The sequence below is a fragment of the Mycobacterium sherrisii genome (assembly GCF_002102355.1).
Classification (GTDB): Bacteria; Actinomycetota; Actinomycetes; order Mycobacteriales; family Mycobacteriaceae; genus Mycobacterium; species Mycobacterium sherrisii.
This window is the reverse complement of sequence record NZ_LQPT01000076.1, coordinates 40,795-55,875: the sequence shown is the minus strand read 5'-3', so window position 1 is coordinate 55,875 and position 15,081 is coordinate 40,795. Positions and strand designations below refer to the sequence as shown.

Annotated in this window: 15 protein-coding genes and 1 pseudogene; 11 read left to right on the top strand and 5 right to left on the bottom strand. The window is 66.3% G+C overall.

The window, feature by feature from the left end; all coding sequences use genetic code 11:
* Positions 1–31: 31 nt before the first annotated feature.
* From AWC25_RS13550 to AWC25_RS13540, 3 genes are all read left to right on the top strand, one after another.
* The gene (locus AWC25_RS13550; protein ID WP_069399714.1) at positions 32–1,561 is read left to right on the top strand and encodes an Hsp70 family protein; all 1,530 of its coding nucleotides are present in this window, start codon (positions 32–34) and stop codon (positions 1,559–1,561) included.
* 120 nt (positions 1,562–1,681) lie between these two features.
* Positions 1,682–2,065 carry a hypothetical protein gene (locus tag AWC25_RS13545; RefSeq protein WP_308204723.1) on the top strand — a complete coding sequence of 128 codons (384 nt, stop codon included), beginning with the start codon at positions 1,682–1,684 and terminating at the stop codon, positions 2,063–2,065.
* Positions 2,002–2,829 carry an oxidoreductase gene (locus AWC25_RS13540; protein ID WP_069399769.1) on the top strand — a complete coding sequence of 276 codons (828 nt, stop codon included), beginning with the start codon at positions 2,002–2,004 and terminating at the stop codon, positions 2,827–2,829. Before AWC25_RS13545 ends, AWC25_RS13540 begins: the two co-directional genes overlap by 64 nt.
* A gap of 19 nt (positions 2,830–2,848) precedes the next feature.
* Here AWC25_RS13540 and AWC25_RS13535 read toward each other — a convergent pair whose 3' ends face one another.
* Positions 2,849–4,420: an AMP-binding protein gene (locus tag AWC25_RS13535; RefSeq protein ID WP_085166941.1), complete on the bottom strand. Its 1,572-nt coding sequence runs from the start codon at positions 4,418–4,420 to the stop codon at positions 2,849–2,851.
* Positions 4,421–4,477: 57 nt separating this feature from the next.
* Positions 4,478–5,677, bottom strand: coding sequence for an acyl-CoA dehydrogenase family protein (locus AWC25_RS13530; RefSeq protein WP_142278827.1), 1,200 nt, complete (start codon positions 5,675–5,677; stop codon positions 4,478–4,480).
* Positions 5,678–5,961: 284 nt separating this feature from the next.
* Between AWC25_RS13530 and AWC25_RS13525 the strand changes: the two genes are divergently transcribed.
* Complete coding sequence (locus AWC25_RS13525; RefSeq protein WP_069399711.1) at positions 5,962–7,023, top strand: helix-turn-helix transcriptional regulator; 1,062 nt, start codon at positions 5,962–5,964, stop codon at positions 7,021–7,023.
* Here AWC25_RS13525 and AWC25_RS13520 read toward each other — a convergent pair.
* A complete protein-coding gene (locus AWC25_RS13520) occupies positions 6,987–7,943 on the bottom strand; it encodes an LLM class F420-dependent oxidoreductase (protein ID WP_085166939.1) in 957 nt (318 codons plus the stop codon). The genes AWC25_RS13525 and AWC25_RS13520 overlap by 37 nt on opposite strands.
* Positions 7,944–8,016: 73 nt before the next feature.
* Between AWC25_RS13520 and AWC25_RS13515 the strand changes: the two genes are divergently transcribed.
* Positions 8,017–9,834, top strand: a complete 1,818-nt coding sequence (locus AWC25_RS13515) for a glycoside hydrolase family 15 protein (protein WP_264033755.1) — start codon at positions 8,017–8,019, stop codon at positions 9,832–9,834.
* Between the two features lie 39 nt (positions 9,835–9,873).
* On the opposite strand, the gene AWC25_RS13510 is transcribed toward AWC25_RS13515, so the two are convergent.
* Positions 9,874–10,581 carry an MspA family porin gene (locus AWC25_RS13510; RefSeq protein ID WP_085166937.1) on the bottom strand — a complete coding sequence of 236 codons (708 nt, stop codon included), beginning with the start codon at positions 10,579–10,581 and terminating at the stop codon, positions 9,874–9,876.
* Between the two features lie 165 nt (positions 10,582–10,746).
* Between AWC25_RS13510 and AWC25_RS13505 the strand changes: the two genes are divergently transcribed.
* A complete protein-coding gene (locus AWC25_RS13505; RefSeq protein WP_085166936.1) occupies positions 10,747–10,998 on the top strand; it encodes a hypothetical protein in 252 nt (83 codons plus the stop codon).
* A gap of 364 nt (positions 10,999–11,362) precedes the next feature.
* On the top strand, positions 11,363–11,998 hold the full coding sequence (locus AWC25_RS13500; protein ID WP_069399707.1) for an HD domain-containing protein: 636 nt from the start codon (positions 11,363–11,365) through the stop codon (positions 11,996–11,998).
* Position 11,999: 1 nt separating this feature from the next.
* On the opposite strand, the gene AWC25_RS13495 is transcribed toward AWC25_RS13500, so the two are convergent.
* Positions 12,000–12,419, bottom strand: a complete 420-nt coding sequence (locus AWC25_RS13495) for a DoxX family protein (RefSeq protein WP_069399706.1) — start codon at positions 12,417–12,419, stop codon at positions 12,000–12,002.
* 73 nt (positions 12,420–12,492) lie between these two features.
* On the opposite strand from AWC25_RS13495, the gene AWC25_RS13490 reads away from it, so the two are divergent.
* The 4 genes and pseudogenes from AWC25_RS13490 (at position 12,493) to AWC25_RS27390 (ending at position 14,849) form a co-directional block, all read left to right on the top strand.
* Positions 12,493–12,816 (top strand): DMT family transporter, encoded by a 324-nt coding sequence (locus tag AWC25_RS13490; protein ID WP_069399705.1) that lies wholly within the window; start codon positions 12,493–12,495, stop codon positions 12,814–12,816.
* A 119-nt stretch (positions 12,817–12,935) separates the two neighbouring features.
* Positions 12,936–13,643, top strand: coding sequence for a cysteine peptidase family C39 domain-containing protein (locus AWC25_RS13485; RefSeq protein WP_085166935.1), 708 nt, complete (start codon positions 12,936–12,938; stop codon positions 13,641–13,643).
* Positions 13,644–13,783: 140 nt separating this feature from the next.
* Positions 13,784–14,143 (top strand): annotated as a pseudogene (locus AWC25_RS27395) (alcohol dehydrogenase catalytic domain-containing protein); the annotation flags it as partial.
* Between the two features lie 127 nt (positions 14,144–14,270).
* A complete protein-coding gene (locus AWC25_RS27390; protein ID WP_244899512.1) occupies positions 14,271–14,849 on the top strand; it encodes a zinc-binding dehydrogenase in 579 nt (192 codons plus the stop codon).
* Positions 14,850–15,081: the final 232 nt, after the last annotated feature.

Genomic DNA, 15,081 nt, shown 5'->3' with positions numbered 1-15,081 from the left:
AGTTCGCCGCGCCGCCCTAAGATTGTGCGGAATGAGAGTCGGCATCGACTTCGGCACCACCCACACGGTCGTCGCGCTGGTCGACCGGGGCAACTACCCGGTCGTCTCGTTCGACGGCGTCGATGCCTGGCCCTCGCTGATCGCCGCCAACGCCGCCGGAGAGCTGCGCTTCGGCGTGGACGCCAGCGCCGTCCGACACGACCAGCAATGGTCGGTGCTGCGGTCGATCAAACGATTGCTCAACGATGCGGGCCCACAAACCGAGGTGACGCTGGCTGGCCGCGACCACCGGTTGGCCGACCTGCTCACCGGCTTGCTGGCCCAGCTGAAAAGCGATCTGCTGCAACGCTCGAACGCCTGCCTGACCCCGGGTGAACCCATCGAAGCGGCCGTCAGTGTGCCGGCCAATGCCACCAGCGCTCAGCGTTTGCTGACGCTGGATGCCTTCGTGGCGGCCGGTTTTCACGTCGTCGCGCTGCTGAACGAGCCGTCCGCGGCGAGTCTGGAGTACGCCCACCGGTATCGGTCCACGATCACGGCGAAACGCGAATACGTCCTCATCTACGACTTGGGCGGCGGGACCTTCGACGCCTCGCTGCTCAAGATGACCGGGCACTCCAACGAGGTCGTGATCAGCGAAGGGATCCAGCGCCTCGGCGGCGACGATTTCGACGAGGCAATTCTTCAGCTGGTCCTGGACGAGACGAAACTGCGCGACACCGACGCCGGAATGGACGCGGGCGCGCTCGCCCTGCTGCGGGAGGACTGTGCCGCACGCAAGGAGAGCGTCGGTCCGCAGACCCGCCGATTTCTGGTGGACATGACGGCAATCGACGACGGTGTCGACCGGCCGCCGTTCTCCTGCGCCATCGACGACGTCTACACGGCGTGTGCGCCGCTGGTCGAATTCACGATCGAACTCCTCGACCGCATCCTGCGCGACGCCAACAGCGACGTGGCATGGAACGAGGTGGCGGGCATCTACGTGGTGGGCGGCGCCGGCGGCTTTCCGCTCGTCCCGCGGATGCTGCGCGGCGCCTTCGGCGACAAGCGCGTCAAACGCTCGCCGCATCCGTTTGCCGCCACCGCCATCGGGCTCGCCGTCTTCTTGGACAAAGAGTCCGGTTTCGTGTTGTCCGAACGCTTTTCGCGGCATTTCGGCGTCTTCCGCGAGGCCGAGGCCGGCGCCGGCGTCGTCTTCGACCCGATCGTGTGCAAGGACGCCTCGCTCCCGGCCGACCGGCACTCCCCCCTCGTCGTCAGACGGACCTACCGGGCCGCGCACAACATCGGACATTTCCGCTTTGTGGAGTGCAGCCGCCTGGTCGACGGCCGGCCGGACGGCGACGTGACGCCCTACGATCCGGTGTTGTTCCCCTTCGATCCCGCTCTCTACGACCGCGACGACCTCGGGCGCCAACCGGTCGGACGGTGGACCGATGGACCCGACGTCGAGGAGCGCTACGTCGTCGCGCCCGGCGGCGCGGTGGAGGTGACACTCACGACGCAGCCGGGCGGTTTCATGCGCACCTTCCGCCTGGAGCGCTGCACCTCCGCATAGCCGCGCGCACCCCGAGCACGGCTACATCGTCAACGACGAGGACGACGACGCGATCTCCTGCTCGACCGGGACGGCAATCATGTCCAGACCTGGTGGGAGGGCTACCCCTACGACCGGCGGATGCCGCGGCCGCAGTACGAGGACTTGAAGCGGCGCCTGCCGATCGAACCGCTGAAGTTGCAGAACCACGGCAAGCGAACCGGCGGGCGCCCCGCGCGATACGCCGAATTCATCCAGCAGGCACCTCGTGTGGTGGTGCGTAGCAACGACAAAAAGCGAGCGCGGATCAATGCGATGCGCTCTGTCCTGGCTCAATCCGAGTACGCGGACAAGGATTACAGTGTGGTGGGCGAGCCGGATGCGCAGATCGTCGGGCGCGCCCCGGCCGATTGGGCGGCACCCTGGCGGCGCTGCGTGCGCCACGACGAATCGAGGACACCATGCCCACCTGGTTCATCACCGGCTGCTCCACCGGTCTCGGACGCGCGCTGGCCGAGGCCGTGATCGGTGCCGGCCATAACGCCGTCGTCACCGCACGCGACATCACCAACGTTGCGGATCTCGCGGACCTCGCACCGGATCGGGTGCTGCCCGTCACGCTGGACGTCACCCAACCCGATCAGATCGGTTCGGCGACCCGGCAGGCCCTCGATCGGTTCGGCGCCGTCGACGTGCTGGTGAACAACGCCGGCTACGGGTACCGCGCGGCGGTCGAAGAGGGGGACGACGCCGAGGTCCGCACCCTGTTCGAGACGCACTTCTTCGGAGCCGTCGCCATGATCAAGGCGGTTCTGCCGGGCATGCGGGAACGCCGCCGCGGCGCCATCGTCAACATTTCGTCGATCGGAGCCCAGGTGACGCCGGCGGGGTCGGGCTACTACTCGGCCGCCAAGGCGGCGCTGGAAGGCATGAGCGGTGCGTTGCGCAGCGAGCTGGCCCCCCTTGGCATTTCGGTGACGATCGTCGAGCCGGGTGCCTTTCGCACCGACTTCGCCGGACGCTCGCTGCGTCAGTCCGCCGTTCCCATCGACGACTACGCGGGCACCGCGGGGCAGCGCCGCAAGGAGAACGACACCATGCACGGCAATCAGGCCGGTGACCCCGCCAAGGCCGCCGCCGCGATCGTCGCGGCGGTCGAAGCCAGCGAACCACCCGCATTCCTGCTCCTGGGCCCCGATGCGCTGGCCCTGTACCGTTACACCGCCGACGCCCGCGCCAGCGAAATCGCGAAGTGGGAAGAGGTGACCAGCGGCACCGACTTCGACTGATCCGGCGGCGTCGGGTGCCTCAATGTGCGCGCAGCTCCCGACGCAGAATCTTGCCGGTCGCCGACTTCGGGATCTCATCGACGAACTCGACCTGCCGAATTTTCTTGTAAGGCGCGACCTTTCGGGCAACGAAGTCGATCACGTCACCTTTCGACAGGGCCGCGCCGCGCTGTCTCACCACGAACGCCTTCGGAATCTCTTCGCCCGAACGGTTATTGACCACCCCGACCACCGCGACGTCCGCGATGTCGGGATGGGTCAGCAACAGTGCTTCGAGCTCCGCGGGCGCCACCTGGTATCCCTTGTACTTGATCAGCTCCTTGAGCCGGTCGACGATGTAGACGCAACCGTGCGCGTCGACGCGCGCCAAGTCGCCGGTGTGCAGGAAACCGTCGCCGTCCATAATCTCCGCGGTCGCTGCATCGTCTCTCAGGTAGCCCGCCATCACGTTTGGCCCCCGGACGCATAACTCCCCCGGCTGACTCAAGCCCGAGGTGGGAAGCGGTATTTCGGCCCCGGTTTCGACGTCGAGAATCTTGCTCTCCGCATTCGGCAACGTCCACCCGCAGGAGCTCACCGGAGCGACCAAGCCCTCCGGATGCCGGCCCTCGTGCGGGGTTACGTGGCTGGCGGGGCTCAACTCGGTCATCCCGTAGGCCTGCACGATCTGGCAATCGAGTCGTTCCATCACCGCATTGGCCAGTTCTTCGTCCAGCGGCGCCGCCGCCGAGGTCAAGACCCGCAGGGAAGACAGATCGAACGATTCGACCATCGAGTCTTTGGCCAGCGCCACGGCCAGGGGCGGCACGATGAAGGCCTGTGTGCAGCGGTACTTCTCGATGGCGGCCAGGAACGCGCCCAGGTCGAACCTCGGCATGACGATCAGCCGCGCCCGCGCCTGCAGCGCCGCACACAACAGCGCGGTCAAACCGTAAATGTGGAAGAAGGGAATCACCGCCATCAGTGTCTCTTCGGAATCGAGCCCTGACACTGGGTGCAGTTGGGCTATGTTCGCGACCAGGTTGCGATGGGTCAGCATGACGCCCTTGGGTTTTCCCGTGGTTCCCGAGCTGTACGGCAGTACCGCCAGATGCGTCGCGGGATCGAAGTCGACGTCCGGGCCGGCCGCGGGGATCATCAAGGCTTTATCGTCGACCAGCAGCACTTCGTCGACGGACAGGCCCGCCATCGATGCCGCTGCCACGGCCCGGTCCCACAACTGTCCCGCCGTGATCAACAGCCGCGCGGCCGAATGCCGCAACTGACCGGCGATCTCGTTGACCGTGGACAGCGCATTGATCGGCGTCGCCGTCGCCCCCGCCCGCAGGATGCCGTGCAACGCGATCACCGACGCCGCACTGTTGGGCGACAGCAGCCCTACCACGTCGCCGACTCCGATACCCCGCTGCGCCAACGCCGCGGCGACCGAGTCGATGCGCTCCACCAGCGTGCCGTAATTCACCTCGGTCTCGGTGGTGAGTTCCACCAGCGCGACGCGCTCCCGGTCGGCCTCGTCGAGGTTGCCGAACACGAAGTCGTACAGACTCGTGTCCGGGATGACCACGTCAGGAAAAGGACTGGCGAACTTCATGATTCCTCCCAAAGATGGTTCGCTCACGCTGGCTTGTCTCGACACACCCACCCCTGGTCAGATCAGCGGTGAGATCCGTTCGGCCACGCCCACTAGCGACTTGCCATAAATTTCATAGCCGACATAGGAATTCAGTCCGGCGTGTCGCGCCGCGATATTTGCATCCCGCCAATGTTGCTGCATCGCATCGGAATCGGCAAAGCTACCCGCGCCGTGGACGTTGACCAGTATGTGAATGGCTTCCAGGATTTGTTGCGCGGCGTAGCCACACTGGGCTCGCGCTCGGGCACGCTGCGCGTAGCCCGCCTCACCGTGGCCGATCTCGCCGGCGTCCAACGCGTCGGCGATTTCGAAGGCGTGCAGCCGGGCGCTCCGCAGCTTGAGTTCCGCCTCGGCGATCTGGATCTGCACGCCGGCGGAACTGCTCTGCCGGGCGAAGAATGTGTTGCTCAATGGCTTTGTCTCGGCTTGCTCGATCACCAGGTCCGCCGCGGCCCGGCCGGTACCGAGCAAGGGGCCGATCAGCAGCAGGGGAGCCACCGTCCCCAACGGTGGCCCAGCGTCGGGCTCGCTCCCCGCCGCCGAAGCGTCCAGCAATCTGCAAAACGGGATGGTGCGGTGGTCGGGAACGAAAACCTGATCGGCCAAGAACGTTTGGCTCGCGGTGCCGCGCATACCGACGGTGTGCCAGGTGTCGCGCAGTCGCACCTCGGCCGCCGGCACCAAGCACAGGTAGGACTCTTTGCCGCCTGCGCCCGGACCGGTCACCACGGCGTGGATGGACGCCCAATCCGCATGTGGGGCGCCGGAGGCGTAGGACCAGGTGCCGTTGATCACCAGCCCGCCGTCGACCCGACTTGCCGTGCCGGGGGCCAGCCCGCCCGCGATCCGGGAATCCGGTGAGCTGAAGACTTCGGCTTGCGCCCGCTCCGATCCGTGCCGAGCCACTGTCGTGCCGCCGGCCGCGATGCCCACCAACCACGCCGCCGATGCGTTCGCCGTGCCGATCGCCTCGGTGAGCTCCAGCATGGTCCGCTGCCCGATGTCCAGACCGCCGAAGCGCTGCGGCTTGAACAGCCGGAAGAACCCGGCGTCGGTCAACGCCTCGATCGTCTCGTCCGGCAGCCTGCGCATGGCCTCACCGGACAACACGCTCTCACGAAGCAGCGGTTGCAATCGCACCGCATTCGCCAAAAGTTCTTGGTGCACCGCGGCGCAGTCCATCGGCGTCGTCGTCATGTTACTCCGATCACTCATCGAAATCTGTTGTCGGATAACGCTTTCACAGCGACAGTACGGACGCCACAGAAAGAACACCTCGGCCCAGTACAGATCGCGCAGCGTTTGAGACACTTTGCTACGGATGCACACTTCGGTGTCTGCAACGCGGACCGATATTCCAGCTTTACCTGCGCTTAATGTGACGTCCAACACACCTGGCGATCCGCACCTGCCTCCGCCGCGAATGCCCGAATAGTCCGGCCAGCGGACCAGAAGCGCGAGAAGTGGAGTTCGAAATGCGTGACCTATGCCAGTCGTCGATGACTGCAGAATTCCAGTCCACCGACACAGCGAATCAACTCGCCGAATTCTCCCCTTGCCTAAAACCGGTCGAACCCCTCGACAGTCGCAAGCCGATGTCGCTCACCCACCGGGTCGGTACCGTCGGACCGATCACCGTTTTCGACCTGACACTGGGCGTCGACACCTGCCTCGGCAGCACGCACGACCGGCCGTTTTACCAAGTCAACGTGCTGGCGTCCGGACAAATGCAGCTGGTCCATCGTGGCGCTGCCATTACCCATGGCCCCGGGGTCGCCACCATTTGTTTGCCCGAGGGCGAACTCACCGTTCCCCGCTGGCAAGCGTGTTCTCGATTGCTTGCATTACGCGTCGCCAGAAATTCTCTCGAAGAAGCGCTCGGCGAAGCGCTCGGTCGTCCCTTGAGCACGCAAATCGAGTTCACACCATCGATGGTGACCAGCTGCGGTCCCGCCCGCAGTTGGCTGCACATGTTCACCGTGTTCGCCCAGGAGCTTTTCCGGCCCGACAGCACCCTGGTGCAACCGCTGGTGGCGGCGCCGTTCATCGACAGCTTGCTGCGGGCGTTGCTGCTTGCCGCCGAGCATCCGCACCGGGGAGCGCTGAAGGAACAGACGAAAATCGTTGCGCCGCAATGTATCCGGCCCGCGGTCGACATGATTGAGTCCGAGCCACAACTTCCGCTGACGCTGGCCGGCCTGGCGGCCGAATGTCACGTCAGCTCGCGTGCGCTGCAGCAAAGCTTCTCACGTCATATGGGCATGTCGCCGATGACCTACCTGCGCCAGGTGCGACTGCGGCGCGCGCACCATGAACTGCTCGAATCCGATCCGTCGGTCGAAACCGTAGCGTCAATCGCCCGGCGCTGGGGATACACCAACCCCGGCCGGTTCGCCGCGGCGCATACGGCCCGGTATGGCGAGAGCCCGGCGGCCACGCTGCGCCGCGCAGGAGCCGCCGTCGGTGCACGGCAACTGCACGGCCGAATGCCGGGCCATCAGCCCGGCCAGCCGGGCGGCAGACGTCAGTCCCGCAACGCGGGCAGCACGTCGCGTGCGTAGGCAGCAAAGAACCCCTCTTTGTCCGGGCCGACCTGCTGCACGTACAACTCGTCGACGCCGGCGTCGAGATACTTGCGCACCTGCGCAACGTGGGTGTCGGGGTTCGGCCCGCAAGTGATGGCGTCCGCGACCTGGTCCGCGGTCACCAAAGACATCAGTGCGGCAAAGTCCTTGGGCCGGGGCAAGATCTGCGCGGTTTGCCCGGGCAGGCCATCGTTGGCCCACAACCGCCGCGCCGACTTCAGCGCGACATCGGCGTCGGCGTCCCAGCTGACCTTCATGCCCGCCTGCACCGGCTTGTCGCCTCCACCGCCCTTTCGGAAGGCCTGCACCAACTCGGGCTCCGGTGTCACCAGGACATAGCCGTCGCCAATGCGCCCCGCCAGTGCGGCGCCCTGCGGGCCGAACCCGGACACATAGATGGGCACCGGTCGCTCGGGTCGGGTGTAGATGCGCGCCTCCTGCACTTCGTAGTACTTGCCATGGTGGCTCACCTCGTCGCCGCGGTGCAGCAGCCGGATGACCTCGACCGCCTCTTCCAACATTTCCTGGCGCACGCCGACCGACGGCCACGGATCCCCGAGCACGTGTTCGTTCAGCGCTTCGCCACTGCCCACGCCCAACACGAAGCGGCCCCCGAGTTGCACGGCGGCAGTGGCCGACGCCTGCGCGATGACCGCGGGATGAATCCGGGTTGTCGGGCAGGTCACGGCCGTGCTGACCGGCAGTGAGGTCACCTCCGACAATGCGCCGATGACCCCCCACACGAACGGGCTTTGGCCCTGCTCGTCGTTCCAGGGGTGAAAGTGATCGGAGATCCACAATGCATCGAAACCGGCGGCCTCCGCTCGCTTGGCTTGGTCCACTAGTTCCTTGGGCCCGTACTGCTCGCAGGACAGGAAGTATCCAATCTTGGTCATGGCGACGGGCTACCCACTGCGCGCGACATTATGCGCCGTTTATTCGCCACCGGTCGCGGGAACCCGTCGGCTCGTGTGTCCGGCACCAGAACTCGACCCCGACGTTTCAGAGCCTTGCGAATCTTTCTGCCGGACAGACGGTTTCACCGACTTGCGCGGTTACGCTCCGATAGGTGATGGCCGGACGGTGGCGTTGGTGGCCCAAGACGGTGCCATCGACTGGTTGCCGATCCCGAACCTGGACTCGCTTCCGGTGTTCGCGGCGCTGGTCGACCGGCGCAACGGTGGACGGCTCGAACTGATGCCGACGGTGCCGTTTCACACCGAACGGCGGTACCTGCCGAGAACGAACGTGCTCCAAACAACTTTCGTCACCGATTCGGGGCGGGTCCGCGTCACCGATGCACTGAACATCGGCTTCGGCGGCCGGTTGCCCTGGACGGAGTTGGCCCGCCGGGTGGAAGGCATCGACGGGGCGGTGCCGATGCGCTGGCGGGTTGCGCCCGGTACGTGCTTCAATTCCACGTCGCCGTGGGCGCGCCACACACCGCATGGTCCGGTACTGCGGGCCGGGACGCTGAACCTTGGTGTCTGCGTGTCCGATGAGGTGAGCGTGGACTGGACCGACCAAGCGGCGTCCGGGACGTTCACCACCGCGCCCGGCGCCCGCCAGCTGATCGGTGTCGTGGCTGCCGAGGCCGAGCCGCTGATGTTGTCGCGGGCCGACGACATCGACGACGGCCTGGACACGACCATCGCGTTCTGGGAAAACTGGTCAAACCAATTCGCGTGCCCGGACGCCTGGGGCGAGGCGGTGCGCCGCAGCGCGCTTCTGCTTAAGCTGCTCATCTTCAGCCCGACGGGCGCGATCGCCGCGGCCGCGACGACCTCGTTGCCCGAACGGATATCGGGCGGCAAGAACTGGGACTATCGCTACGCTTGGGTGCGCGACACCGCGTACACGCTAAGTGCGTTGCGCCGGTTCGGGATTCGTGAAGAGACGCACGCCGCGGTGAGCTGGCTGCTGCGCACCGTCCGCCGGCACGGTCCGGAGGTGGGGGTGTTCTACTGCCTCGACGGTTCGTCCCCACCCCCGGTCTCCCACTACGAGGTGGCCGGCTGGCGCGGCATCGGCCCGGTTGTCACCGGCAATGGCGCCGACGGACAATTACAGCTCAGCATCTTCGCCGATCTCTTCGACACGGTTCGGCTCTACGTCGACAGCGGCCACGTGCTGGACACCGAAACCGGCCACCTGCTTGCCGGTTTCGCCGACCGGGCCTGCGATGCATGGCGGCATCAGGATGCCGGCATGTGGGAACTGCGGCGCACCGAGCACTACACCACGTCCAAACTCGGCTGCTGGCAAGCGTTGCGATGCGCCGTGTACCTCGCGGAGCTCGGCCAGATCCCCGGCGATCCAGGCCGGTGGGCCGGCGAGGCCGACCGGATCCGGGACTGGGTGCAGCGGCACTGCTGGTCCGACCAGCTGGGTAGTTATGAGTGGTACCCGGGCAGCGGCAAGCTCGACGCCTCGATCCTGCTGCACGCCGGGAGCGGGTTCGACCGCGGCCCCCGCATGTCCGCCACCATCGACGCGCTGCGTCGGGAATTGGGCTGTGGGCCATTGCTTTTCCGCTTCAGCGGGGCCCAGGAGGAGGAACGAGAGGGCGCTTTCGTCGCATGCTCGTTCTGGGTCGTGTCCGCCTTGCATCATGTCGGCAGGCGCGACGAGGCCAAGCAGCTGATGACCGAGCTCGTCGAACTGACCAACGACGTCGGCGTCTTGCCCGAGATGATCGGCGCCGACGATCACGCCTTCCTGGGCAACCTGCCCCAAGGACTGAGCCACCTCGCCTTGATCGGCGCGGCCCTCGACCTGAGCTCCTGAGCGGGACGGACCCACCGGGCCAGCCGGCACCCCCCGCGGCTAAACCGCGGTCGTCACACCGACGTAGGACAGCACCACGTCGGACAGATCGGTCACCCGGGTCAGGGTCGCGTAGGAGCGAATGAACGACTGGCCCACGCAACCGTCGATCTTGACGTGGAACTTACTGATCATCACCCACGGGTTGGAGCCCCTGAACTGCTTTTTGTTGACCGGCACCACAACCACGAAGCCGGGTTTGAGCCCGATGTTGATGGTGCCTTCCACCGGTGCCGAAACCAGGGGCACCAGCCCCGTCGCCACGCCGGGCAACAGTGCCGTCGTTCCGAGTGTTGGGCCGATGCCGGCCGCGCCACCGAGCTCGACGCCGTTGGAGGTGCTCATGTCGATGCCGCAGCCGATTTCGAACCCCACCTCGAGCAGACCTTGCGCCGGCTCCGGTCCGGTCAGCGAGCCGACGAATGTTCCGCTGGATAGGTATTCGCGCGACGAAAGGGCGGTGGTCAACGGCGCAATCGGAACGTGCGACTCGTCCTTGGCGCCCAGTCCCAATCGCCAGCCGTCGGGCGTGTCGATGATGGTAGGCGGGTTGGAGGGCACCCGCCCATCGGTGGCGGGCGCGGTGGCGCCGGCGGGCTCGGCGTCCGGCTCACCGCCCGCCGGGCCGGCGGCCGTCACCGACACGACGGCGCACACGGCCAGTGCCGCACCGCGACGTGCTATCAGGGTGATCCCCCTCACAGACATCAACCTATGGGCCGCGACGGGCAACCCGCCGGACTCGGTGGGTCGCCGGGTGAAGTCGTTGTGTGTTCGTAACTGTTATGCGATGTGCATTCGGCACGCTGGCGTTGCCCCACGCGGCCGCCGCGCCGCTAGAATCGCGGACATACGACGGAGAGAGGGGCGGCGATGAAATCTCGTTCCTACACTCGCGCGGCAGCGGCCGGGGCGTTCGGCGTCGTGCTCCTCGGCACCGGCGTGGCGCATGCGCAGCCCGACGACGACCCCGGCACCCCGATGGTGCCCCCCTCCCTCAACGAATGGCTGAAAGTGGAAGGCCCGTCGATATTCACCAATCCGGCCAACCGGGGGCGGCCGGTGGAGAAAAACTGGGACGGTGTCGGCATGTACTGCCAGAACATCTTCATTCGGTGCGGCTGACTAGTTCACCATCGCCCCCGCACGCCGCAACCGATTTGCGTTGGTATGGCCGGGAATCGCAGTCGATCACCGCTCGATTTCGGCGAGCGGACCGACGACCGGCTCGTCCGCCAACCGAGATTCGCCGGCGACTTCGACCATCGGGCGGCTGGCTGGAGCCAGCCTGCCTCGGCGAGGACGGATTGGGGGTGCGCGATGCGCCCGGTCATGGTGTTCGGACCGCCCGTGCACAGCAGTACGCGGCTTCGGTGAACAGGTCGATATCCGCGGTCTTGATCCACCCCGCCGGCTTGGCCCAAATCGTGGGGAGCGAGTCGTTTTAGACACTCACAACACGGCGGGGGCCCACCCTAGCGTGGTCGGCATGCAGGCAATTTCAGTTCTCCCCGACACCTTGATCGCCCGGGCCGCGATCCGGTTGGCGCAGTCGACCGAGTCGCCGTCGATCTTCAATCACAGCGTGCGCAGTTACCTGTTCGCCGAGTTGGTCGCGGAGCACGAGGGGATGCTCGCACGATCCGACTATGACCCGGACGCCCTGTTCCTCGGCTGCGTGCTGCATGACCTGGGCGCCGGCTCCGCGGCTCCCGGCAAACAACGATTCGAGGTCGAGGGCGCGGACCTGGCCGCCGCCCTGCTGACCGAGCACGGCTGCGATCGCGCACTGGTCGACGGGGTGTGGGAGGCCATCGCCCTGCACACCTCGATGGGCATTGCCGACCGGCGCGGCGCGCTGTGCCACCTGGTCCGCAGCGGCGTGGGCGTCGATTTCGGCCGCGACGCGGAGTTCATCGACGACGGGACCGCCGCTGCGATCCACGACCGCTACCCCCGGTTGTCCATGGCGCGCACGCTGCTGGACGCGATTGCCGTTCATGCCCAACGCAGCCCCGAGGCGGCGCCGCCGTACACGTTCCCCTACCAAGTGCTGCGCGAGCGCACTGCCGATGGCATCACGCTGCTGGAATTGGGGGCGGCGCAGGGCCGCTGGGGCGACTGATTCACCGCCGGCGCCAGGCGTCGACCGAGTAGCTGCCCGGGCCGGCGAACACCAACAGGAAGAAACCGAAGCAGAACAGGATCGCGGGAAGGCCCCCGTTGCCGGCGGGTGGCGCGCCGACCGGCCATAACGCGTGCGGTTGATGCATCCAGAAGTAGGCGACGGCCATTTCACCTGAGGCTACGAATGACGCTGCGCGAGTGAACAATCCGGCCGCAATGAGTAGTCCCGCGACGAATTCGATGAGCCCCGCATACCAGCCGGGCCAACCACCCACCACAACGGGCATGCCGGGATGCACCGGCCAGGCGAACAGGTTCATCGAGCCGGACGCCGCGAACAAGAATCCGTATACCAACCGGAACAGGCTCAGCACGGCGGGCGTCAGGCGGCCCAGGCGATCATCGAGATTCGTCGTCATCCGACTAACGTTACGGCCGCGCCGCGACCGGGTGGTGTAGACAGATTCATGCACAACCACGCAAGGAGGCGCGTTGACGTATCTGCTTCTGCTCGGCGCGATCTTCACCGAAGTGGTGTCGACCAGCCTGCTCAAGAGCACCGAAGGATTCACCCGCCTGGCGCCGACCTTGTTCTGCCTGGCCGGCTACGGCACGTCATTCGCACTGCTGGCGTGGTCGATCCAACGCGGCATGCAGACCGATGTCGCCTACGCGTTATGGTCGGCGATCGGCACTGCCGTCATCGTGTTGATCGCGGTGGTCTTTCTGGGCTCCCCGATTTCCGCGGCCAAGGTCGTTGGGGTCGGGCTGATCATCGCCGGGGTGGTCACGTTGAATCTGTCCGGCGCGCATTGACCGCGCATTGACGATGCCGTCCGTTCAGGCGAGCAGGCGCCGCCCCAGTCGGTGCGCGTATGCCGGGACCACAGCAGCGCTCCAAGAATTCGTGGAGGTCGGTGACCGAACCTTGGTGGATGATCCGGATTGCGACCGCGCCCCGCAGGCCCGTCATTGCCGTCCTGACCGGCGTGGCCGCGCTGGCGCTCACGACCGGCACCGCGCAGGGCTCACCCGGTGCTCCCGACCAGCCGAGCGGCATGCGCTACGGCGACCCCGCCGCGGCGGCGCCGTTCTGGCGGTACCAGCGCTACGACGACGACTGCGTCGAGATGGCCGTCGCCGACGTGGTCGGTGAACTGACCGGCCGCCAGCCCACGGAACACGAGATAGTCGCGCTGGCCCAGTCGACACCCAGCAGCGTTCACCCTGGTCCGATCTATACCAAGCCCCGGAAACACCACACCGGTGCGGGCACGTCCTTCGACGACGAACCGACGCTGCTTGGGCTCTATGGAATCCACGCCGTGACCACCGACAGAGACAGTGTCGCCAAGACGCGGCTGCCCACCGGTATGACGGCGATGGAGCAGGATCTGGCCTTGGGCCGCAAAGTAATTGCCGCTGTCAACGCCGAAATCATCTGGGGTGAACCCGTCGAAGACGAAGATTCCAACGGCGATCCGCAGGCCAATCATGCGGTGGTGCTGACCGGCGTCGACACCGCGGCCGGCGTGCACCTCAACGACAGCGGCAGCGAGCAGGGCCGCGACGAGCAGGTCCCGATCGACGTCTTCATCCGTTCCTGGGACAGCGGAGACGACCAGATGACGGTGACCGGCTAGGCACGCCGCGTCGCAAACTAGAAGTTGCCAGTGCGCGGATTTGCTGGCATTGTCAGCAGCAAAGCTGCTGGCTCGCAACATGTCTCAATCGCGCCGGCCGCGGTCTGATACCAGCGCGCCGAGAGGGGATCTTCGTGAAGATGCGGGCGGCCCGGATGCACGGATACCACCAACCCCTACGCCTCGAGGAGATCGAGGTACCCCGCTTCGGTCGCGAAGAAGTCTTGCTCAAGGTTGCCGCAGCGGGCATGTGCCGCAGTGATTTTCAGCTGATCGACGGCTACTTCGAGGCAGGCTTTCCGCTCTCGTTCCCCATCACGCCGGGTCATGAGGTGGCGGGACGCGTGCACGCGGTTGGCGCCGAGGTGCCGGCATCGTCCGGGCTGGCCGAGGGAACGCCGGTCGTCGTCAACCCCAACTGGGGTGACGGGCGATGCCGGCAATGCCGCGAAGGCAACGAGCAGCTGTGCGCGGACGGTCAGCTCGCAGGGTTCGGGCCACCCGGCGGGTTTGCCGAGTACATGCCCGTCCACTATCGGCATGTCATCCCCGTCCCGGAGCAGGCCGGCCACACTCCCCAAACGCAGGCCCCCCCTGACCGACGCCGGCCTGACCCCTTACCGAGGCATGAAGAAGCTGCAGGCAACCGGGAAACTCGGCGCCGGCCGCACGGTCGTCGTCAACGGCATCGGCTGTCTCGGCGGTTACGGGGTGCAGTACGCCAGGCTGCTTGCCGGCGGAGCGACGGTCGTGGCCTTCGCCCGCAGCGACGACAAGCTCGCTGTCGCCCGGGAAAACGGTGCCCACCACACCGTCAACACCCGAGGCAAGACCGCCGAACAGGTGCAAAGCGGGCTGCAGAACCTGACCGGCCGACGGGATGTCGACGCGGTGTTGGACTGCGCGGGCGCCAAAGAATCACTGGAACTTGGGTTTTCGATTCTGTCGAGGGAAGGCGCATTGACCTGTGTCGGCCTGATCGGGCAGCACGCCCAAGTTCCCGTCTTCCCCTTCGTCAGCGGCGAGAAGTCGTTCTCCGGATCGTTTTGGGGCAATCACAACGATCTGACCGAAGTCCTCGCCCTCGCCGGCCAGGGATTGATCAAGCACCACATCGTTCCGGTCGATTTTGACGACATCAACGACCATCTCGAGGCGCTGGGCCGCGGTGACGTGGTGGGACGCGCCGTGGTCGTCTTCGACTAGGGACGCTGGGCCAGACCGTGAGATTACGTTCACGCGCCGGTCGTCAAATGCGTGCTTGTTGGGCAACCACCGGTGCCACACTGCGAACCACGCCGAGCCGGGCGGATCGATGCGATACTGCCACCACGTCTAGGGACTAGGACTCATATGACCGATCTCTATCAATCTCAGAACCCGTCGGACGGAGCGGCCGCCAGCGTGCGGGTCGACCTGGTCGAACCCACCCGCACCG